Below are 20,141 nucleotides of genomic sequence, written 5' to 3' on the forward strand. Positions count from 1 at the left end.
TTTCAGAGGTGATGCAGTGAAAAAGGTTTGGCTAAACCGTTATCCCGCAGATGTTCCGGCGGAGATAAATCCTGACCGCTATCAATCCCTGGTTGAACTGTTTGAACATGCCACCACCCGCTACGCCGACCAACCGGCGTTTATCAATATGGGTGAAGTGATGACCTACCGTAAGCTGGAAGAGCGCAGTCGCGCCTTCGCCGCTTACCTTCAGGAGGGCTTAGGGTTACAGAAGGGCGATCGGGTGGCCCTGATGATGCCTAACCTGCTGCAGTATCCGGTGGCCCTGTTTGGCATCCTGCGCGCCGGGATGATCGTGGTCAACGTCAACCCCTTATATACCCCGCGTGAACTGGAGCATCAGCTCAACGACAGCGGCGCGGCGGCGATCGTCATCGTCTCCAACTTTGCCCATACCCTGGAAAAAGTGGTGGCGAAGACCCAGGTGAAACACGTGATCCTGACGCGCATGGGCGATCAGCTCTCCACCGCCAAAGGCACGCTGGTGAACTTTGTGGTCAAGTACATCAAGCGCCTGGTGCCGAAGTACCATCTGCCGGATGCCATCTCGTTTCGCAGCGCGCTGCAGCACGGCTATCGCATGCAGTACGTGAAGCCGGAGATCGTTGCGGAAGATCTGGCGTTTCTGCAGTACACCGGGGGCACTACCGGGGTGGCTAAAGGGGCGATGCTGACCCATCGCAACATGCTGGCCAACCTCGAGCAGGTCAATGCCACCTACGGCCCGCTGCTGCATCGCGGCAAAGAGTTCGTGGTGACCGCGCTGCCGCTGTATCACATTTTCGCCCTCACCATGAACTGCCTGCTGTTTATCGAGCTGGGCGGGCAGAATCTGCTGATCACCAACCCGCGCGACATACCCGGACTGGTGAAGGAGCTGGCGAAATATCCCTTTACCGCCATGACCGGGGTTAATACGCTGTTCAACGCCTTGCTGAACAACAAAGAGTTCCAGCAGCTTGATTTCTCCTCGCTGCACCTCTCCGCCGGCGGCGGCATGCCGGTGCAGCAGGCGGTGGCTGAGCGCTGGGTGAAACTGACCGGGCAATATCTGCTTGAGGGCTACGGACTGACCGAGTGTTCGCCGCTGGTCAGCGTCAACCCCCACGATATCGACTACCACAGCGGCAGCATTGGTCTGCCGGTGCCTTCCACCGAAGCCAAACTGGTGGATGATGACGATAACGAAGTGGCGCCGGGCCAGCCTGGCGAACTCTGTATCAAGGGGCCGCAGGTGATGCTGGGCTACTGGCAGCGACCTGACGCGACGGATGAGATCATCAAGAACGGCTGGCTGCACACCGGGGATATTGCGGTGATGGATGAAGAGGGGTTCCTGCGCATCGTCGATCGGAAAAAAGATATGATCCTGGTGTCGGGTTTTAACGTCTATCCGAATGAAATCGAAGATGTGGTCATGCAGCACAGCGGCGTGCTGGAGGTGGCGGCCATCGGCGTGCCGTCCGGCAGCAGCGGCGAAGCGGTGAAGATCTTCGTGGTGAAGAAAGATGCCGCGTTAACCGAAGAAGCGCTGATTACGTTCTGCCGACGCCATTTGACCGGCTATAAGGTGCCGAAACTGGTGGAATTCCGTGACGAACTGCCGAAATCCAACGTCGGGAAAATTTTGCGGCGAGAACTGCGTGACGAAGCGCGCGCTAAAGTGGACAATAAAGGCTGAGTAACGAATGAGTCGCCAGACGCCGGCTACGCCGGCGTTTTTTATGGGCGCAAGTTAAGAGAGTATGCTTTGAACTATCAGATGATCACCACCGACGATGGCCTGCGCGCTGTCTGCGAAGCGGCAAGCGCGGCCTCCGCCGTCGCTCTGGATACGGAATTTGTCCGTACCCGCACCTATTACCCGCAGCTGGGCCTGCTGCAGCTGTTCGACGGCCACCAGGTCTCTCTGATCGATCCCTTGACGATTAACGACTGGGCGCCGATGCGCGACCTGCTGCTCAATCCGGATGTGACCAAATACCTGCATGCCGGCAGCGAAGATTTAGAAGTCTTCCTCAACGCGTTCAACCTGATGCCGCAGCCGCTGATCGACACCCAGATCCTGGCGGCTTTCTGCGGTCGGCCGATGTCCTGGGGCTTTGCCTCGATGGTGGAAGAGTATTCCGGGGTCGCGCTGGACAAAAGCGAATCCCGCACCGACTGGCTGGCGCGACCGCTAACCGAGCGTCAGTGTGAATACGCTGCGGCCGACGTCTGGTACCTGCTGCCGATCGCCAGCCAATTAATGGCGGAGACCGATCGCGCGGGCTGGCTATCGGCGGCACTGGACGAATGTCGCCTGATGCAGCAGCGCCGTCAGGAGGTGGTCGACCCGGCCGAGGCCTGGCGCGATATCGGCAACGCCTGGCAGCTGCGTACCCGCCAGCTGGGCTGCCTGCAGCTGCTGGCGGAGTGGCGTCTGCGCAAAGCGCGTGAGCGCGACCTGGCGGTGAACTTTGTGGTGCGGGAAGAGCATCTGTGGAGCGTGGCGCGCTATATGCCCACCAGCCTCGGCGAGCTCGACAGCCTCGGGTTGTCCGGTAGCGAAATTCGCTTCCATGGCAAAACGCTGATCGGCCTGGTCGAGAAAGCCCAGGCGCTGCCGGAGTCGTCGCTGCCGGCGCCGCTGCAGAATCTGATCGACATGCCGGGCTACCGTAAAGCCTTTAAAGAGATTAAAGCGCTGGTGCAGGAAGTGAGCGCGGAGAAGGGCGTAAGCGCGGAGCTGCTGGCGTCGCGTCGACAGATCAACCAGCTGCTGAACTGGCACTGGCAGCTGAAAACGCAGGCCGCTGAACCTGAGCTGATTTCCGGTTGGCGTGGTGAGCTGATGGGCGAACGGCTGAAGAGGCTGTTAAACGACTATCCGCGCTAGCGGGCGGTCTGGTTCAGGCTATAAAAAAACCGGCGGCGCGTGGCGTAGCCGGTTTTTTTTCGGGATGGAACAGCAGGTCAGGGTTTCGACTCTTCCGTTTCGGGTAGGGTCACGTTCAGCTCAAGAATGGAAATATCACCGTCCCGTTGCTCCAGCTGCACGCTGACCATCTCCGGGTCGATCTGCACGTATTTACAGATCACTTCCAGGATATCTTTGCGCAACTGCGGCAGGTAATGCGGCTCCGCGTCCCCGCGGCGGCGCTCGGCGACGATGATTTGCAGGCGTTCTTTCGCAATATTAGCCGTGTTCTTTTTTCGCGAGAGAAAAAAGTCGAGTAAAGCCATAATTTATCCTCCGAACAGGCGTTTGAGGAATCCTTTCTTCTCTTCTTCAATGAAGCGGAAAGGGCGTTCTTCTCCGAGCAGACGTTCAACGGTATCGGCATAGGCTTTGCCTGCGTCCGACGCGGCATCGAGGATCACGGGCTCACCCTGGTTGGATGCGCGCAGGACTGACTGGTCTTCCGGGATCACGCCCACCAGGTTGATGCGCAGAATCTCCAGCACGTCTTCCATGCTCAGCATATCGCCTTTATTGACGCGGCCTGGATTGTAGCGGGTCAGCAGCAGGTGCTCTTTGATCGGCTCTTCGCCATTTTCCGCGCGGCGGGATTTGGAAGCGAGAATGCCAAGGATACGGTCGGAGTCGCGAACGGAGGAGACTTCCGGGTTGGTGGTGATAATGGCTTCATCAGCAAAATAGAGCGCCATCAGCGCACCGGTTTCAATGCCTGCCGGGGAATCACAGACGATGAAATCGAACTCCATCTTCTTCAGTTCTTCGAGAACTTTGTCGACGCCTTCGCGGGTCAGGGCGTCTTTATCCCGGGTCTGGGAAGCCGGGAGAATGTAGAGGTTTTCCGTGCGCTTATCTTTGATCAGCGCCTGGTTCAATGTGGCATCGCCCTGGATGACGTTGACGAAATCATAAACGACGCGACGTTCGCAGCCCATAATCAGGTCGAGGTTACGCAGGCCGATGTCGAAGTCGATAACGACGGTTTTCTTTCCCTTCTGGGCCAAACCTGTAGCGATGGCCGCGCTGGAGGTGGTCTTGCCAACGCCCCCTTTACCCGAAGTCACAACAATAATGCGTGCCATAGAAATTCCTTGTTAAAAAGGGATTAATTTAACGGTTGAATTGTCAAAGCGCTTTCGCCTAAACGCAGGCGTGCCGCTTTGCCATAAAATTCGGCCGGGATGTTATCGCTCAGCCAATATTCCCCGGCGATGGAGACCAGCTCCGCCGCAAGGTGGGTACAAAATATCTGGGCGTCTCTGTCGCCACCGGCGCCTGCCAATGCGCGTCCTCGCATCATGCCATATACATGGATATTGCCGTCAGCGATAAGTTCCGCGCCGGCACTCACATGATTTGTAACAATAAGATCACAGTGTGGCGCATAAATGCGCTGACCGGAACGTACCGGCTGGTCAATCAAACGCGTTTTTGTGATCTGGTTAGCAACTGGCGGCGGCGGGGCGGGTTCGGACGGTGCCGGACGAGGGGCTTTTTCTTTCCCTTCGGTTAATAACGGGATACCGGCGCGGTCGATTTCGGTTTTCAGGCGCGGGATTTTGCATCCGCTGACGCCCATAATACGTAAACCGGTCGCGGCGATAGCCTCGTTGACGGCGCGCCATTCGACGCTCTCCTCGACGCTGGCGATATTCACCACCACCGGAGCATGGCGTAAAAAGGCGGGAGCCTGGGCGATTTTGTCTTCTAACGCCTGACGAATAACCTCGGGATTTGCATCGTGCAAATGAACGACAGATAACGTGAAGCTACTGCCTTTAAGTTCGATTGGCGTATTTGACATCCTGGCCTTACTCAATTTGCTGTTTATCGACCGCCGAAGTGCGGTGATATTCCGAAGACTAAAAGGCATGTTATAGTCACTCATATATTGAGGCAAGTGACCACGGGTCTAATTCCGAGTAAAACTATGTTTTGTGTGATCTATCGAAGTACTAAACGTGAACAAACCTATTTATACGTCGAAAAAAAGGACGATTTCTCACGCGTTCCTGACGAGCTGATGCGCGGCTTCGGCACGCCGCAAATGGCGATGCTGCTGCCGCTGGATGGGCGCAAAAAACTGGTTAACGCCGACCTGGAAAAAGTGAAACAGGCGTTAAGCGAACAGGGCTATTACCTGCAACTTCCGCCGCCGCCTGAAAATCTACTAAAGAAACACCTGGCGGAACAGGGGAAACAATCCGATTAACCCACGAGGGAAAATAATGTACCAACATCATAACTGGCAGGGAGCGCTCCTGGATTATCCGGTGAGCAAAGTGGTTTGCGTCGGCAGTAATTATGCAAAGCACATCAAGGAAATGGGCAGTGCGACGCCGGAAGAGCCGGTGCTGTTTATTAAACCTGAGAGCGCGCTGTGCGATCTCCGTCAGCCGTTGGTGCTTCCAGAGGGGCTGGGCTCGGTGCATCACGAAGTCGAGCTGGCGGTGCTGATCGGCGGTACGCTGCGTCAGGCGACGGAAGAGCATGTGCAGAAAGGGATTGCCGGCTATGGCGTCGCATTGGATCTCACCCTGCGCGACCTGCAGGCGAAGATGAAAAAGGCCGGACAGCCGTGGGAAAAGGCCAAAGGCTTCGATAACGCCTGTCCGATCTCCGGCTTTATTCCGGCCGCCGAGTTCCACGGCGACCCGCAGAATACGCCGTTAAGCCTGAAGATTAACGGCGAGGTGCGCCAGCAGGGCACCACCGCCGACATGATCCATAAGATCGTGCCGCTGATCGCCTATATGTCGCGCTTCTTTACTCTCAAAGCCGGGGACGTGATCCTCACCGGCACCCCGGAAGGGGTAGGGCCGCTGCACAGCGGCGACGAGCTGGTGGTCGGCTTCAACGGCCTGTCGCTTACCACCCGGGTACTGTAAGCGCGGTTTGCCGCCTTTTGGGGCGGCAAAACTTGCATCGTCGTGCCAGACTGGTTATAAGGTGCACCCTTAACTGGCAACGACGGACACTTCGATGAGCGAACAACCTTTCTGGCAACAAAAAACCCTGGATGACATGACCGACGCGGAGTGGGAATCGCTGTGTGACGGTTGCGGCCAGTGCTGCCTGCATAAGCTGATGGATGAAGATACCGATGAGATCTACTTCACCAACGTCGCCTGCCGTCAGCTCAATATCAAAACCTGCCAGTGCCGTAACTACGAGCGTCGCTTCGAATATGAGCCGGACTGCATCAAGCTCACGCGCGAAAATCTGCCGACTTTCGAATGGCTGCCGCCAACCTGCGCCTATCGCCTGCTGGCGGAAGGCAAGCCTCTGCCGGCCTGGCACCCGCTGCTGACCGGCTCAAAAGCGGCGATGCACGGCGAACGCATCTCCGTCCGTCATATTGCGGTGCCCGAGTCCACCGTTGTCGACTGGCAGGACCACATCCTTAATCTGCCTGACAGGGCGCGGTAAGCGCCGTCACGCTTTTTTCGCGTGGAACAGCCCGTTTTCACCGTCGGTTTCATCCGCCACCCAGAAGTGAATATTGAAGCGGGCATCGTCGCTGAGTTCGACGCGGTGCCAGTACTGCGGCGGACTGGTGGCAAATTGCCCGGCATGAATGACGACTTTTTTCTCCGGCTCCGTCGCCTGTTCATTGGCAAAACCGTAATAGGTCACCGTACCTTCCATGACGCACAGCTGACCGAAGACGCCGGCTGCGGTGTTGTGGTGGCTCAGCAGGGCGGCGGGGACGTTCTCTTTGGTAAAGAACGGGGTGGAGCGTTTAACTTTCCAGTCTGCGGGGATCAGTAAAGATGACATGTGAGCTCCTGTGGGGCTATATAAGATGTATTTAATATGCATCTTTTGATGGCCGTGGTCAACCGCAGACAGGAAACGATTCAGCGATGAACAGCAGGCACAAAAAAACGCCCCGGAGGGCGTTTCATGATGCGCGGGACTCACAGCGGCTTAGCGGCCAAACAGATCGCGCTTTTTCGCTTTAAAAGGCTGAGCAACGATCACCAGGATAGCCACCACCAGATAGGCCGCGAAAATGCCCACCAGCCATTGCGGCATCTCCAGCGACAGGAACTGCCACTGGCGTACCGAACAGTCGCCGGACGCGACAAACACCTGCGGCAACCATTTATCCAGCGGCAGCCAGCTCGGGAAGCGGGCGGCGAAATCACAGGTCTGGAACGGCGATGGGTGCAACTGGATCATCGTATGTTCCCACGCCAGCTGCAGCCCACGTACCGCGCTGTACAGCCAAATCAGCATGGCGACATAGCGCAGCGGCGTTTTGGGGGCAATGGCGCCCACCAGCCCCGCGCCCATGATGCCAAACAGGGCGCAGCGTTCATAAATGCACATCACACACGGCTGCAGCAGCATCACGTGCTGGAACCACAGCGCGACGAGTTCGAGAATGAACGCGGTCAATGCCATCAGGAGCCAGGCGCCGCGTCCCCGCGAGCACTGGTTTAAATATTGCAACATAATCATTTCCCTGGAAGATGCTAAATCATGGCAGTGTAAACGAAAACCGAACCGACGCCAGCGGCCCGGCGGAAAATATTACGTAACTGGTTATTGAATCGCCCGGGCGAACCCGGGCGACGGGTGGATCAGGGCAGGGTGGGGGTAACCAGCCAGCCGTGAGCCAGCAACCATTCGGTGACCGGCATCAGGGTGAACTCGACGCACAGCAGGCCGACCAGCGTCAGCACGAGGGTGTAGGGCAGAGCCATCCACACCATGCGGCCATAGGAGAGCCGGATAAGCGGCGCCAGCGCGGAAGTCAGCAGGAAGAGGAATGCCGCCTGGCCGTTCGGGGTGGCCACTGACGGCAGGTTGGTGCCGGTGTTGATCGCCACCGCCAGCATCTCAAACTGCTTCAAGCTGATGGCGCCATGCTCGAGGGCGGTTTTCGCTTCGTTGATGTAGACCGTACCGACAAAAACGTTATCCGAGATGGACGACAGCAGGCCGTTAAACAGATAAAACAGCGACAGCTGCGCGTGCGGCGAGGCCTGCAGAACAAACTCGATGACCGGCGTGAACAGCTGCTGGTCGATGATCACCGCCACGACGGCAAAGAATACCGTCAGCAGCGCGGTGAAGGGCAACGCCTCGGTGAACGCCTTGCCAATCGCATGTTCATCGGTCACGCCGGTAAAGGTGGTAGCGAGAATGATCACCGACAGGCCAATGAGGCCGACTTCGGCAAGGTGCAATGCGAGGGCTGCGATCAGCCAGACGCCAATCAGCGCCTGGGCAATCAGCCGCAGCCGTTCCTGACGACTGCGCTGCGCGCGGCTGCGATCGTCAAAGTCCTGCAGCACCTTTCGGACCGCCGGCGGCAGCGGTTCGCCGTAGCCAAACAGGCGATACTTTTCCACCAGCAGACAGGTCAGCAGCCCGCAGACCAGCACCGGCAGCGTGATGGGCGACATGCGAATGAAGAATTCGCCAAAGTGCCAGCCCGCCGCTTTGGCGATAATCAAGTTTTGCGGCTCGCCGACCATGGTCATGACGCCGCCGAGCGCGGTACCGACGCCGGCGTGCATCATCAGGCTGCGCAGAAAACCGCGGAACTGCTCCAGCACCTCGCGGTAGTGCTGATCGATATGGCTGTCGTCCTGCACATCGCTATCGTCGGGGCGCGCCGAGGCGACGCGGTGATAGATGCCGTAAAACCCGACGGCGACGCTAATCACCACCGCCACCACGGTGAGCGCATCGAGAAAGGCGGAGAGGAAGGCGGCGGCCAGGCAGAAGGCCAGCGACAGCAGCATTTTGCTGCGGATGCCGAGCAGCAGGCGCGTAAAGACGAAGAGCAGCAGCTGCTTCATAAAGTAGATGCCCGCCACCATGAACATCAGCAGGAGCAGCACTTCCAGGTTGCTGGCGATCTCTTCCCGCACATGACCCGGGCTGGTCATGCCGATCAGCACCGCTTCAAATGCCAGCAGCCCCCCCGGCAGCAGTGGATAGCACTTCAGCGCCATGGCGAGGGTAAAGATAAACTCAACCACCAGCAGCCAGCCGGCGACAAACGGCGCTAAGGCGAACACCAGCGGATTGATGATTAAGAAAATAATTAATGCCAGCTTGTACCAGTCAGGCGACTGGCCAAGAAAATTGCGCCACAGCGCGCGGCCATAAGAAATTTCCACGACAGAATCCTTCCCCGTCAATTAGTACATGATTTTGTGCGTAACGATTGGCAAGAGTATCAGCTGAGCAAAATGAGAAGCAACTTTCTTCGCAGCGCGGCGGCGGTTACGGGCGAGAAGGAAAAGCGTAAAGTAAAAACGGAAAATGAAACGGCGATCCCTTTTTAATTCACTTGCGATGCTATCTGCGCTATAGCGGCTCTGGTATGATGAGTGCAATTGCAACAATGTGTAATGGAAATATTATTATGGTCATTAAGGCGCAGAGCCCTGCGGGTTTCGCGGAAGAGTATATCATTGAGAGCATCTGGAATAACCGCTTCCCACCTGGATCGATTCTCCCCGCTGAACGCGAGCTTTCTGAGCTGATCGGTGTCACCCGCACCACTCTGCGCGAAGTGTTGCAGCGTCTGGCGCGTGACGGCTGGTTGACCATTCAGCACGGCAAACCCACCAAAGTGAACAACTTCTGGGAGACCTCCGGGCTGAATATCCTTGAAACGCTGGCGCGTCTCGATCACGACAGCGTCCCGCAGCTGATTGATAACCTGCTCTCCGTGCGCACCAATATTTCCACGATTTTTATTCGCACCGCGTTCCGTCAGCATCCGGATAAAGCGCTGGCGGTGCTGGACAGCGCCCGGGAAGTGGAAGATCACGCCGACGCCTTCGCCGACCTCGATTACAACATTTTCCGCGGTCTGGCGTTCGCCTCCGGCAATCCGATCTATGGTCTGATCCTCAACGGCATGAAGGGGCTGTATACCCGCATTGGCCGCCACTATTTCTCCAGCCCGGAAGCGCGCAGCCTGGCGCTGGGCTTTTATCATCAGCTGGCGAAGGTGTGCGAAGGCGGCCTGCACGATCAGGTGTATGAGCTGGTTCGTCGCTACGGCCATGACAGCGGCGAGATCTGGCACCGGATGCAGAAATCGCTGCCCGGCGATTTAGCCATGAATGTGCGTTAAGCTGGCTATTCGCCATCGATAAACACAATAAGGGGGCCGATGGCCCCCTTCGTCGTTTTATACGTCCCGCAAAGCTATAGCGCGTTCGGCCGCGCCGGGCAGCGGTCCAGTAGCTCAATGCTGCCGTCGGCGTTCTGCTGCTCCAGCAGCACATCGAACCCCCACAGACGATGCACATGTTTCAGCACTTCGCGCCGCCCTTTGTCCAGCGGGACGCGGTTGTGCGGCACATAGCGCAACGTCAGCGAGCGGTCGCCGCGCAGGTCAACGTTCCACACCTGGATATTCGGCTCAAGATTGCTGAGGTTATATTGCGCTGAGAGCTTGTTGCGGATCTCGCGATAGCCCTCTTCGTTGTGGATCGCCGAGATCTCGAGATAATTGTTGTGGTCGTCGTCGAGCACCGTGAAGAAGCGGAAATCGCGCATGATCTTCGGCGACAGGAACTGGCTGATAAAGCTCTCATCCTTGAAGTCGCGCATGGCGAAATGCAGCGTTTCCAGCCAGTCGGAACCGGCGATATCCGGGAACCAGTACTTGTCCTCTTCGGTGGGCGACTGGCAGATGCGCTTGATGTCCTGGAACATGGCGAAGCCCAGCGCGTAGGGGTTAATCCCACTGTACCACGGACTGTTGTATGGCGGCTGGAACACCACGTTCGTGTGGCTGTGGAGAAACTCCAGCATAAAGCGCTCGGTCACTTTCCCTTCGTCATAGAGATGATTGAGGATGGTGTAGTGCCAGAAGGTGGCCCACCCCTCGTTCATCACCTGGGTCTGTTTCTGCGGGTAGAAATACTGGCTGACTTTGCGCACGATGCGCAGGATCTCGCGCTGCCACGATTCCAGCAGCGGGGCGTTCTTCTCCATAAAGTACAGCAGGTTCTCCTGCGGTTCGGAAGGGTAGCGGCGGGCGGACTCAATCGCCTTCTCCTCTTCGCGCTTCGGCAGGGTGCGCCACAGCATATTCACCTGGCTCTGCAGATACTCTTCCCGGCTTTTCTGCCGCGCCTTCTCCTCCTGCAGAGAGATTTTTTGCGGACGTTTATAGCGGTCGACGCCGTAGTTCATCAGCGCATGGCAGGAGTCGAGCAGTTTCTCCACTTCGTCGACGCCATAGCGTTCTTCGCACTCGGTAATGTATTTGCGGGCGAAGATCAGGTAGTCGATGATTGAGCTGGCGTCGGTCCAACTGCGAAACAGGTAATTGTTTTTAAAGAACGAGTTATGCCCGTAGCAGGCGTGCGCCATCACCAGCGCCTGCATGGTGATGGTGTTTTCTTCCATCAGGTAGGCGATACAGGGGTTGGAGTTGATGACAATCTCATACGCCAGGCCCTGCTGGCCGTGCTTATAGGCCTGCTCGGTCTCAATGAATTTTTTGCCGAACGACCAGTGCGGATAGTTGATGGGCATGCCGACGCTGGAGTAGGCGTCCATCATCTGCTCGGAAGTAATGACTTCGATCTGGTGCGGGTAGGTGTCAAGACGATAGAGCTTAGCGACCCGGTCCACTTCGGCCAGGTAGGTCTCCAGTAACTCAAACGTCCAGTCGGGTCCATCGCTTAAACGGGTGGTGTCCCTGTTCATGGAGTCAATCGTAGCCATTAGCGCGCCCTCGTTGTTGTTGGTTTTCTCTGAACGGAAAACCTCTAAACAAGCATAGAACACCGCACAGCAAACTGTGTTGTCAGCCAATCGCTTTTCTTCGCGATTTCCCCATCTCAAAGCCGTTTTTTGCGCTTATTTGCAGAATATAATGCTGGGTAAAAATAAAGCGCAGCATGAGATCGTAAATCTCGCATCGCAGTACTGGTGCGGTTTGCTGTGAGTTAAGTCACCATAAATAAAGCGTATGTTGAATAATATTTTCATCTGAGTTATCAATTTGTAATTAGATGATTGTTCTTTAACTGTTACGGAGTCGCTATGCGTGTCGTCATACTGGGAAGTGGGGTGGTTGGGGTAGCCAGCGCGTGGTATTTGAGTCAGGCGGGTCATGAGGTGACGGTTATCGACCGTCAGCCCGGTCCGGCAGAGGAGACCAGCGCGGCCAACGCCGGGCAGATTTCTCCCGGCTATGCGGCGCCCTGGGCGGCGCCGGGGGTGCCGCTGAAGGCGATAAAATGGATGTTCCAGCGCCATGCGCCGCTGGCGATCGGCCTTGACGGCACGTCGTTCCAGCTGAAGTGGATGTGGCAGATGCTGCGCAACTGCGACACCCGCCACTATATGGAGAACAAAGGCCGGATGGTGCGCCTGGCGGAGTACAGCCGTGACTGCCTGAAGGCGCTGCGCGACACCACCGGCATTCAGTATGAAGGGCGTCAGGGCGGGACGCTGCAGCTGTTCCGTACCGCCAAACAGTATGAAAACGCCACCCGCGACATCGCGGTGCTGGAGGACGCCGGCGTGCCGTATCAGCTGCTGGAGGCGAAGCGGCTGGCGGAAGTGGAGCCCGCGCTGGCGGAGGTCAGCCACAAACTGACCGGCGGCCTGCGCCTGCCAAACGATGAAACCGGCGACTGCCAGCTGTTTACCACCCGTCTGGCGGCGATAGCGGAACAGGCCGGGGTCACCTTCCGCTTCAACACCCCGGTGGACGCCCTGCTGCAGGAGGGCGATCGCATTGCCGGGGTGAAATGCGGCGATGAGATTATCAAAGGCGACGCCTATGTGATGGCCTTCGGCTCCTACTCGACGGCGATGCTCAAGGGGCTGGTGGATATTCCGGTCTACCCGCTGAAAGGCTATTCGTTAACCATCCCGATTGCCCAGGAAGACGGCGCGCCGGTTTCCACTATCCTTGATGAGACGTATAAAATCGCCATCACCCGTTTCGATCAGCGCATTCGCGTCGGCGGTATGGCCGAGATCGTCGGTTTTAACAAAGCGCTGCTGCAGCCGCGTCGGGAAACTCTGGAAATGGTGGTGCGCGACCTGTTCCCGCGCGGCGGCCACGTTGAGCAGGCCACCTTCTGGACCGGCCTGCGGCCGATGACGCCGGACGGCACGCCGGTGGTCGGGCGCACGGCGTTTAAAAACCTGTGGCTCAACACCGGTCACGGTACCCTCGGCTGGACCATGGCCTGCGGCTCAGGGCAGCTTATCAGCGATTTGATCTCCGGCCGCACGCCGGCGATCCCTTACGACGATCTGGCGGTCGCCCGCTACAGCCCCGGGTTCACCCCGGCGCGTCCGCAGCATCTGCATGGCGCACACAACTAAGGAGCTTGCATGACCCGTCCGGTAGTGGCCAGCATCGACCTGCTGGCCTTGCGGCAGAATTTACAGATAGTGCGTCGCGCGGCCCCCGGGTCGCGCCTGTGGGCGGTGGTCAAAGCTAATGCTTATGGCCATGGCGTGGCGCGGGTATGGAGTGCGTTGAGCGCGGCGGATGGTTTCGCCTTGCTCAACCTGGAAGAGGCGATCCTGCTGCGCGAGCAGGGCTGGAAAGGTCCGATCCTGCTGCTGGAGGGCTTCTTCCATGCCGATGAGCTGGCGGTGCTGGATCAATATCGCTTAACCACCAGCGTTCACAGCAACTGGCAGATTAAGGCGCTGCAGCAGGCGAAGCTGCGCGCGCCGCTGGATATCTATCTCAAGGTGAACAGCGGCATGAACCGGCTGGGCTTTGTGCCGGAGCGGGTGCATACCGTCTGGCAGCAGCTGCGGGCGATAAGCAACGTCGGCGAGATGACGCTGATGTCGCACTTCGCGGAGGCGGAGAACCCGCAGGGGATTGTCGAGCCGATGCGCCGTATTGAACAAGCGGCGGAGGGACTGGATTGCCCGCGCTCGCTGGCTAACTCGGCGGCGACCCTCTGGCATCCGGAAGCGCATTTTGACTGGGTTCGACCGGGCATCGTGCTGTATGGCGCGTCACCCTCCGGGCAGTGGCAGGATATCGCGAACACCGGCCTGAAGCCGGTGATGGCCCTGCGCAGCGAAATCATCGCCGTGCAGAACCTGCGCCCCGGCGAGGCGATCGGCTATGGCGGCCTGTATCGCACCACCCAGGAGCAGCGGATCGGCATCGTCGCCTGCGGCTATGCCGACGGCTATCCGCGGGTGGCGCCGAGCGGCACGCCGGTGCTGGTGGACGGCGTGCGGACCACCACCGTCGGGCGCGTGTCGATGGATATGCTGGCGGTTGATTTAACCCCCTGTCCGCAGGCCGGGATTGGCGCGCCGGTCGAACTGTGGGGCAAAGAGATTAAAATCGACGACGTGGCGGCCAGCTGTGGCACCGTCGGCTATGAGCTGATGTGCGCCCTGGCGCCGCGGGTGCCGGTTGTGACGCTGTAACGTATTCCGGGGCGGATCACTCCGCCTCGTCTTCCGCGACCCGGACCCCTACCTTCAGTACGTGATCGTTCTCTTTTTCCGCTACTGTCCACACCATCCCGGCGAACTCCACCTGGTCGCCCACCACCGGCGCGGCGCCCAGCAGCTGCTGAACCACTTCCCCCAGCGACTGCTGATGTTCGCGGAACTCCTCTCCGCCGTCGATGCCGTAGATTTGCGCCACATCGGCGAAGCGGGCCTCGGCATCAAGGATAAAGTCGCCGAAAAAGCGCTGATCGAGCGCCACCGGCGGCGACTGGCTGAACATTTTGCCCAGCGCAGGCAGGTCGTGTTCCCGGCCAATGACGCACAGGATATCGCCTTCCCGCAGGCGGGTGCTGCCGGTGGGGTGCAGCAGGGCATTGTTGCGAAACAGCGCGGCAATTCGCGTCTCCGGCGGCATATGCAGGTCGCGCAGCGCCGCGCCGATGCACCATTTATCGGCCCCCAGCTGGTAGACGAACTGCTCCCACGGGTTTTCCGGGTGAATATCCAGCCCGACGCGGGAGATGGGCCAGCTGACGGGGGGCACCACCACTTTGGCTTTTTTCGCCGCCCATGATAGCGAGGTGCCCTGCAGCAGTAGCGACACCAGCACCACGAAGAAGGCGACATTGAAGAACAGGCGGGCGTTGTCCAGGCCGGCCATCATCGGGAACACCGCGAGAATAATCGGCACCGCGCCGCGCAGGCCAACCCAGCTGATAAACACCCGTTCACGGAGGTTAAATCCGCGGAACGGCAGCAGACCGGCAAACACCGACAGCGGACGGGCAATGAAAATCATCCACATCGACAGCAGCAGCGCCGGGATAGCGATCGGCAGCAGGTCGGAGGGCGTCACCAGCAGGCCCAGCACCAGGAACATGGCGATTTGCGCCAGCCACGCCAGACCGTCGAAGTTCTGCAGGATACCGTGCCGGTTGCGGATCGGCCGATTGCCCAACAAAAAGCCGCAGAGATAGACGGCGAGGATACCGCTGCCGTCGAGGGTGGTGGTGACGGCGAAAATCATGATCCCGCCGCTCAGCGCCAGCAGCGGATAGAGCCCGGCGGGCAGCACGATGCGGTTGATCATCTGCAGCAGCAGGTAGCCGCCGCCGAGGCCGATGGCGATCCCGAGGCCAAACTGCTGAATGATATGCACGGCGAACATCCAGCTGAGGCCGGTCTGGTGCTGCTGGATCATTTCGATCAGGGTGATGGTCAGGAAAACCGCCATCGGGTCGTTACTGCCTGACTCAATTTCCAGCGTTGAGCCGACGCGCTCGTTGAGCCCCTTGCCGCCGAGCAGCGAGAAGACCGCTGCGGCGTCGGTGGAGCCGACAATGGCGCCGATCAGCAGGCCTTCGATCATATCCAGTTTGAACAGCCAGGCCGCCATCATCCCGGTGAGCGCCGAAGTGATCAGCACCCCGACTGTCGCCAGCGACAGCGCCGGCCATAGCGCCACGCGAAAGGAGCTGGCCTGGGTGCGCATCCCGCCGTCCAGCAGGATCACCGCCAGCGCCAGGTTACTCACCATGTAGGCGAAGGGGTAGTTGTCGAAGGGGATGCCGCCGATGCCGTCAATGCCTGCCAGCATCCCGATAGCCAGAAAGATGACCAGAATCGGGATGCCAAGGCGAGAAGAAAAGGAGCTCAATAAGATACTGCAGGTTACTAAAACAGAACCCAGAATAAACAGACTAATGACCGCAGCGGCGTCCAATGTTCACGTACTCCCTGACTGGCGTGAAAAAATGGCTAAAAGTGACACTATTTTAACAATTCGCAGGGGATCCGCCTATGCGTCTGACAAATTTATTCTGCCAGCACCGGGTGGCCGCTGATTGTCAGGGTGGTGGCCGCCGCCTGATTCACCAGCCGCGCGCGCGCCCCCAGCGGCAGGGTCACCGTGCGCTGCTCGTGACCAAACTCCAGTCCGCTAATCATCGGTACAGAGAGCTGCTGGCGCAGGTAATCAAAGACCTGCGGCAGGTCGTATCCCGCGTCATAGTCGTTCGGCGTGCCGCCGGTGAAGCTGCCGAAGATCACCGCCTTTTGCGCCGCCAGTACGCCGCTGTGCAACAGCTGAAGCAGCATGCGTTCGACGCGGAACGGGTGCTCATTGATATCCTCCACCACCAGGATGCCGTCGCGGATCGCCGGCAGCCACGGGGTGCCGATAAGCGAGGTCAGCATCGCCAGATTCCCGCCCCACAGGGTGCCTTCCACCCGGCAGTTCGGCCCTTCGCCCGGCCATTCGAGGGTGAATTCCGGCTGGCGCAGCGCCTGCCAGAAATGGTGTTCGGTAAACGGATCGAGGGTCTCCGCGCCGAAGTTGCCCGCGAGCATCGGCCCGCTGAAGGTGACGACATTGCCCAGGGCCAGCAGGCCCGACTGGATGGCGGTGAAATCGCTGTGGCCGCAAATCAGCAGCGGGTCGCGCTGCTGGCGGGCAATCAGCCCCTGCCAGTCGATATGCGGCAGCAGACGACTGGCGCCGTAGCCGCCGCGCACCGCGAGGACGATCCGGTTGCGCCCGGGCAGCTGGGCAAGCTGGTTAATATCGGCCAGCCGTTCATGTTCAGTCCCGGCGAAACGCTGCAGCCGGCGGGGAATGACCTGCTGGTGGGCCACCTCGTGTCCGGCCTGCTGCAGACGCTCGACGCCGCGGGCCGCCGCCTGCTGGTTGATGCAATAACCGGATGGCGCGACCAGATAAAACTGAGACATGATAATTCCTTGCTATGAATGAAAGGGTTATGATGCCGCCTGGAATGGCGATTGTCATCTCCAGGTGGCTAACTTCAATCCGCACCCGTCATCCTTCTGGCTGTTGGCGGGCGGGGGTCGTACCGCTGCCGTCGTTCTGCAGCATGATGGCGTTTGGGTAGATAAGGATAGATGTGTGAAATTGAGATGGTTGCTTATTTTAGTCGTTTTTCTGGCCGGTTGTAGTTCGAAACATGATTACACCAATCCGCCGTGGAACCCCGAGGTTCCGGTGAAGCGGGCGATGCAGTGGATGCCGATCAGTGAAAAAGCCGGCGCCGCCTGGGGCGTGGATCCGCAGCTGATCACGGCGATCATCGCCATCGAGTCGGGCGGTAACCCTGCGGTAGTGAGTAAATCCGGCGCCGTCGGGCTGATGCAGCTTAAGCCGTCGACCTCCGGACGCGATGTCTATCGGCGGATGGGCTGGCGCGGCGAGCCGTCGGTCAGTGAGCTGAAAAACCCGGAACGGAATATCTCGATGGGGGCCGCCTATCTGAGCATTCTGGAAAACGGCCCGCTGGCGGGGATCAAAGACCCGCAGGTGATGCGCTATGCGGTGGTGGTCTCCTACGCCAACGGCGCGGGCGCGCTGTTGCGCACCTTCTCGTCAAACCGGCAGGACGCCATCGAGGAGATTAACGATCTCGACGCCGATGAGTTCTTCGAGCATGTGGTGAAAAAACACCCGGCTCCGCAGGCGCCGCGCTATATCTGGAAGCTGCAGAAAGCGCTGGATGCCATGTAATCCCTCGTTTGGCCTCCGGGAGTCTCCCGGAGGCCACGTCCTCAGAAATCGTAGCCGACGGTAGCCATCACGCTGCGCTCTGCTCCCCAGTAGCAGTTGCCGGTGCCGTAGCAGCCGGAAACGTATTCACGATTGCCGATATTGTTGGCGTTAACCTGCACATAAGCGCCTTTCAGCCCCGGCGACCAGACGCCGAGGTCGGCCCGCATCATGGCGTCCATCAACGTCACCGACGGCAGCCGCGCGGTGTTGGCATCATCCGCCCACTGTTTGCCGATGTAGCGGACGCCGGCGCCCACCGAGATCCCCGCCGGGAACTGATAGCGCGCCCAGAAGGAGGCCATCTGATCCGGGGTCAGCTGCGGCGTGTTATTGTCGGTACCGTCCTTAGTGTCCTGGAAGCGAAGACGATTCCAGGTATACGAGGCGATAGTGCTCAGCTGCGGCGTGATCTGATGGTGCGCTTCCAGTTCGACGCCCTGGGAATGCACTTTCCCCGCAGGAATATAGGTGGCGGTGGCGATGTTCGGGTCGCGGGTGGCGACATCCTTTTGCGTCAGGTCGTAAATCGCGATGCTGTAGAGGTCGCTGCTGCCCGGCGGCTGGAACTTCAGGCCGGCTTCAAACTGTTCGGCGGTGGTCGGTTTCAATGGTTTGCCATCCGCGCCGGGCAGCATCGCCGGGGTAATCGCCTGACTGTAACTCAGATAGGGTGAAAGCCCGTTGTCCAGAGCGTACAACAGCGAGGCGCGGCCGCTGATATGATCGTCTGAACGGCGGTTCGAGGTGCCCTGGGTGTCGCTGACCTGCTGGGAAACGATGCGGTCATAGCGGGCGGAAACATCCATATGCCAGCGGTCCCAGACCATCTCATCCTGCAGATACAGCCCGGTCTGGTAATAGCGGCGATTATTGTCATCGCTGTAGGTCACGGTATGCCCGGTCTGGGCGGTATAGCCGGTAAACGGGTTAAGCGGCGCCGCGCCGCCGGCGCCGGTCCACAGATCGTTGCGGAAGCGATGATATTCGGCGCCGAGGATCAGGGTATGCGCCAGATCGCCAGTGTTGAAATCGGCGCGCAGGCGGTTATCGGTTGACCAGCCGTCCAGCGAACCGCGCGAGCCGCTGTAGCCGCGGGCCAGCCTATCGCTGTCATCTATCCAGCCGACCTGGTAGACCTGATCGAGGGAGACGTTGGTGTGGGTGTAGCTCCCGGCGGAATAGACCGACCAGACGTCGGTGAACTGGTGGTCAAACTCATAGCTGTAGATCTGCTGACGGCGCTGATAGCCATCTCCCGGATCGCCCTCGTTGGTGCTGGTGGAGAGCTTACGGCCATTGTGCGCGAAGCGGGTGCCGTCCAGCGGCAAAGAGCCATGATAGCCGCCGGAAGGATCTTTTTGCAGATAGGCGCGCAGCAGCAGCGAGGTGTCGCTGTCCGGCTGCCACAGCAGGGAAGGCGAAATGGCGTAGCGCTCTTCGCGGGTATGGTCATACTGCGTGTCGCTGCTGCGGGTCATACCGATCAGCCGCCATGCCCACTGCTCATTGATGGCGTCGGTGTAATCGAAGGCCGCACCTTTGGTATTTTGCGTTCCGCCAGTCAGGCGGACGTGGCCCTGCTGACTGAACTGCGGGCGCTTGGAGGTCAGGTTGACCACGCCGCCCGGCACGCTTTGCCCGTAGAGCGCGGAGGAGGGGCCGCGGATCACATCGACGCGTTCGATAAACCATGGGTCGATCTGCACAACGTTATGGCTGCCGCCGTCGCTCATCAGGCGCATGCCGTCGAGGAACAGGTTATCGACGTCGCCGCCGTGGTAGCCGCGCAGGGAGATGGCGTCAAACCGGGTGGCGCCGCCGCCGAAGCTGGAGTAGACCCCTGGGGTATATTCCAGCGCCTGGCTGATGGTATTCGCCCCCTGATCCGCCATCTGCTGGCGGGTGACAACCGACACCGACTGGGCGGTGGTGATTAACGGCTGGTCGGTTTTCGTCGCCCCGAGCGAGGTGCTGGCGCTATAGCCTTCAGTCGGCGCGCTGGCAGACGCCGGCGGGCTGGCCGTCACCACCACCGTCTCTTCGGCCTGCGCGGTGAAGGGAAGTGCGACCGCGAGGGCGTACAGCAGCCCCGGGCGTTTTCGAGAAATAGCCACGTTCATAAGATCATCCTGAACCAGCGCGGTCTGGTACTCCTGTACG

20 protein-coding genes are annotated in these 20,141 nt (G+C 59.3%); 10 read left to right on the plus strand and 10 right to left on the minus strand.

All coding sequences use genetic code 11. The features are described 5' to 3' along the window. Positions 1–16: 16 nt before the first annotated feature. Together fadD and rnd are read left to right on the plus strand one after the other, a co-directional pair. Positions 17–1,702 carry a long-chain-fatty-acid--CoA ligase FadD gene (fadD, locus tag MKR05_RS06685; RefSeq protein ID WP_085551111.1) on the plus strand — a complete coding sequence of 562 codons (1,686 nt, stop codon included), beginning with the start codon at positions 17–19 and terminating at the stop codon, positions 1,700–1,702. An 81-nt stretch (positions 1,703–1,783) separates the two neighbouring features. Further along, positions 1,784–2,899 (plus strand): ribonuclease D, encoded by a 1,116-nt coding sequence (gene rnd / locus MKR05_RS06690; RefSeq protein WP_023290210.1) that lies wholly within the window; start codon positions 1,784–1,786, stop codon positions 2,897–2,899. Between the two features lie 77 nt (positions 2,900–2,976). On the opposite strand, the gene minE is transcribed toward rnd, so the two are convergent. The 3 genes from minE to minC are packed head-to-tail and all read right to left on the minus strand — an operon-like array spanning position 2,977 to position 4,784. After that, positions 2,977–3,246, minus strand: coding sequence for a cell division topological specificity factor MinE (gene minE / locus MKR05_RS06695; RefSeq protein ID WP_004103270.1), 270 nt, complete (start codon positions 3,244–3,246; stop codon positions 2,977–2,979). Between the two features lie 3 nt (positions 3,247–3,249). Next, positions 3,250–4,062, minus strand: a complete 813-nt coding sequence (gene minD, locus MKR05_RS06700; protein ID WP_002910900.1) for a septum site-determining protein MinD — start codon at positions 4,060–4,062, stop codon at positions 3,250–3,252. A gap of 23 nt (positions 4,063–4,085) precedes the next feature. After that, positions 4,086–4,784 (minus strand): septum site-determining protein MinC, encoded by a 699-nt coding sequence (minC, locus tag MKR05_RS06705; protein WP_023290209.1) that lies wholly within the window; start codon positions 4,782–4,784, stop codon positions 4,086–4,088. 126 nt (positions 4,785–4,910) lie between these two features. On the opposite strand from minC, the gene MKR05_RS06710 reads away from it, so the two are divergent. The 3 genes from MKR05_RS06710 to MKR05_RS06720 all read left to right on the plus strand — a co-directional run bounded on the left by MKR05_RS06710 (position 4,911) and on the right by MKR05_RS06720 (position 6,409). Further along, entirely contained in the window at positions 4,911–5,192 is a 282-nt protein-coding gene (locus MKR05_RS06710; protein ID WP_048297801.1) for a YcgL domain-containing protein, read from the plus strand. A 16-nt stretch (positions 5,193–5,208) separates the two neighbouring features. Beyond that, positions 5,209–5,868 carry a fumarylacetoacetate hydrolase family protein gene (locus tag MKR05_RS06715; RefSeq protein ID WP_023290208.1) on the plus strand — a complete coding sequence of 220 codons (660 nt, stop codon included), beginning with the start codon at positions 5,209–5,211 and terminating at the stop codon, positions 5,866–5,868. A 94-nt stretch (positions 5,869–5,962) separates the two neighbouring features. Continuing rightward, positions 5,963–6,409, plus strand: coding sequence for a YcgN family cysteine cluster protein (locus MKR05_RS06720; RefSeq protein ID WP_017900197.1), 447 nt, complete (start codon positions 5,963–5,965; stop codon positions 6,407–6,409). A 6-nt stretch (positions 6,410–6,415) separates the two neighbouring features. On the opposite strand, the gene MKR05_RS06725 is transcribed toward MKR05_RS06720, so the two are convergent. From MKR05_RS06725 to nhaB, 3 genes are all read right to left on the minus strand, one after another. Further along, entirely contained in the window at positions 6,416–6,760 is a 345-nt protein-coding gene (locus MKR05_RS06725) for a DUF1971 domain-containing protein (protein WP_032453353.1), read from the minus strand. 150 nt (positions 6,761–6,910) lie between these two features. Next, on the minus strand, positions 6,911–7,441 hold the full coding sequence (gene dsbB / locus MKR05_RS06730; RefSeq protein WP_004203315.1) for a disulfide bond formation protein DsbB: 531 nt from the start codon (positions 7,439–7,441) through the stop codon (positions 6,911–6,913). A gap of 128 nt (positions 7,442–7,569) precedes the next feature. Further along, positions 7,570–9,120 carry a sodium/proton antiporter NhaB gene (gene nhaB, locus MKR05_RS06735; RefSeq protein WP_023290206.1) on the minus strand — a complete coding sequence of 517 codons (1,551 nt, stop codon included), beginning with the start codon at positions 9,118–9,120 and terminating at the stop codon, positions 7,570–7,572. A gap of 248 nt (positions 9,121–9,368) precedes the next feature. Here nhaB and fadR point away from each other — a divergent pair, with 248 nt between their 5' ends. Continuing rightward, positions 9,369–10,088 carry a fatty acid metabolism transcriptional regulator FadR gene (gene fadR / locus MKR05_RS06740; protein ID WP_004203311.1) on the plus strand — a complete coding sequence of 240 codons (720 nt, stop codon included), beginning with the start codon at positions 9,369–9,371 and terminating at the stop codon, positions 10,086–10,088. A gap of 74 nt (positions 10,089–10,162) precedes the next feature. Here the strand turns inward: fadR and MKR05_RS06745 are convergent, their stop codons facing one another. Then, positions 10,163–11,695, minus strand: coding sequence for a SpoVR family protein (locus MKR05_RS06745; RefSeq protein WP_004203310.1), 1,533 nt, complete (start codon positions 11,693–11,695; stop codon positions 10,163–10,165). A 76-nt stretch (positions 11,696–11,771) separates the two neighbouring features. Here MKR05_RS06745 and MKR05_RS06750 point away from each other — a divergent pair, with 76 nt between their 5' ends. The 3 genes from MKR05_RS06750 (at position 11,772) to dadX (ending at position 14,395) form a co-directional block, all read left to right on the plus strand. After that, on the plus strand, positions 11,772–11,918 hold the full coding sequence (locus MKR05_RS06750) for a hypothetical protein (RefSeq protein WP_064157413.1): 147 nt from the start codon (positions 11,772–11,774) through the stop codon (positions 11,916–11,918). A gap of 98 nt (positions 11,919–12,016) precedes the next feature. Beyond that, positions 12,017–13,315 carry a D-amino acid dehydrogenase gene (locus MKR05_RS06755; protein ID WP_064157414.1) on the plus strand — a complete coding sequence of 433 codons (1,299 nt, stop codon included), beginning with the start codon at positions 12,017–12,019 and terminating at the stop codon, positions 13,313–13,315. A gap of 9 nt (positions 13,316–13,324) precedes the next feature. Next, the gene (gene dadX / locus MKR05_RS06760; RefSeq protein ID WP_048336000.1) at positions 13,325–14,395 is read left to right on the plus strand and encodes a catabolic alanine racemase DadX; all 1,071 of its coding nucleotides are present in this window, start codon (positions 13,325–13,327) and stop codon (positions 14,393–14,395) included. A 16-nt stretch (positions 14,396–14,411) separates the two neighbouring features. Here dadX and MKR05_RS06765 read toward each other — a convergent pair whose 3' ends face one another. Together MKR05_RS06765 and ldcA are read right to left on the minus strand one after the other, a co-directional pair. After that, on the minus strand, positions 14,412–16,145 hold the full coding sequence (locus tag MKR05_RS06765) for a potassium/proton antiporter (RefSeq protein ID WP_032453349.1): 1,734 nt from the start codon (positions 16,143–16,145) through the stop codon (positions 14,412–14,414). A gap of 92 nt (positions 16,146–16,237) precedes the next feature. After that, positions 16,238–17,152 (minus strand): muramoyltetrapeptide carboxypeptidase, encoded by a 915-nt coding sequence (gene ldcA / locus MKR05_RS06770; protein WP_044523947.1) that lies wholly within the window; start codon positions 17,150–17,152, stop codon positions 16,238–16,240. Positions 17,153–17,327: 175 nt separating this feature from the next. Between ldcA and emtA the strand changes: the two genes are divergently transcribed. Continuing rightward, positions 17,328–17,939 carry a membrane-bound lytic murein transglycosylase EmtA gene (emtA, locus tag MKR05_RS06775; protein ID WP_002910846.1) on the plus strand — a complete coding sequence of 204 codons (612 nt, stop codon included), beginning with the start codon at positions 17,328–17,330 and terminating at the stop codon, positions 17,937–17,939. Between the two features lie 41 nt (positions 17,940–17,980). Here emtA and MKR05_RS06780 read toward each other — a convergent pair whose 3' ends face one another. Then, entirely contained in the window at positions 17,981–20,101 is a 2,121-nt protein-coding gene (locus tag MKR05_RS06780; protein WP_049013407.1) for a TonB-dependent siderophore receptor, read from the minus strand. Positions 20,102–20,141 lie beyond the last annotated feature (40 nt).

The sequence above is a fragment of the Klebsiella sp. K5-204 genome, from assembly GCF_030128585.1.
GTDB lineage: Bacteria > Pseudomonadota > Gammaproteobacteria > Enterobacterales > Enterobacteriaceae > Klebsiella > Klebsiella quasipneumoniae.

What these genes read in the sequence shown, in the direction of transcription:
- MKR05_RS06710 (WP_048297801.1), top strand. Translation starts at nt 4,911, where the DNA reads ATGTTTTGTGTGATCTATCGAAGTACTAAACGTGAACAAACCTATTTA.
- minD (WP_002910900.1), bottom strand. Translation starts at nt 4,062, where the DNA reads ATGGCACGCATTATTGTTGTGACTTCGGGTAAAGGGGGCGTTGGCAAG.
- MKR05_RS06780 (WP_049013407.1), bottom strand. Translation starts at nt 20,101, where the DNA reads ATGAACGTGGCTATTTCTCGAAAACGCCCGGGGCTGCTGTACGCCCTC.
- MKR05_RS06755 (WP_064157414.1), top strand. Translation starts at nt 12,017, where the DNA reads ATGCGTGTCGTCATACTGGGAAGTGGGGTGGTTGGGGTAGCCAGCGCG.
- dsbB (WP_004203315.1), bottom strand. Translation starts at nt 7,441, where the DNA reads ATGTTGCAATATTTAAACCAGTGCTCGCGGGGACGCGGCGCCTGGCTC.
- fadR (WP_004203311.1), top strand. Translation starts at nt 9,369, where the DNA reads ATGGTCATTAAGGCGCAGAGCCCTGCGGGTTTCGCGGAAGAGTATATC.
- minC (WP_023290209.1), bottom strand. Translation starts at nt 4,784, where the DNA reads ATGTCAAATACGCCAATCGAACTTAAAGGCAGTAGCTTCACGTTATCT.
- MKR05_RS06720 (WP_017900197.1), top strand. Translation starts at nt 5,963, where the DNA reads ATGAGCGAACAACCTTTCTGGCAACAAAAAACCCTGGATGACATGACC.
- dadX (WP_048336000.1), top strand. Translation starts at nt 13,325, where the DNA reads ATGACCCGTCCGGTAGTGGCCAGCATCGACCTGCTGGCCTTGCGGCAG.
- MKR05_RS06725 (WP_032453353.1), bottom strand. Translation starts at nt 6,760, where the DNA reads ATGTCATCTTTACTGATCCCCGCAGACTGGAAAGTTAAACGCTCCACC.
- MKR05_RS06715 (WP_023290208.1), top strand. Translation starts at nt 5,209, where the DNA reads ATGTACCAACATCATAACTGGCAGGGAGCGCTCCTGGATTATCCGGTG.
- MKR05_RS06745 (WP_004203310.1), bottom strand. Translation starts at nt 11,695, where the DNA reads ATGGCTACGATTGACTCCATGAACAGGGACACCACCCGTTTAAGCGAT.
- ldcA (WP_044523947.1), bottom strand. Translation starts at nt 17,152, where the DNA reads ATGTCTCAGTTTTATCTGGTCGCGCCATCCGGTTATTGCATCAACCAG.
- rnd (WP_023290210.1), top strand. Translation starts at nt 1,784, where the DNA reads ATGATCACCACCGACGATGGCCTGCGCGCTGTCTGCGAAGCGGCAAGC.
- minE (WP_004103270.1), bottom strand. Translation starts at nt 3,246, where the DNA reads ATGGCTTTACTCGACTTTTTTCTCTCGCGAAAAAAGAACACGGCTAAT.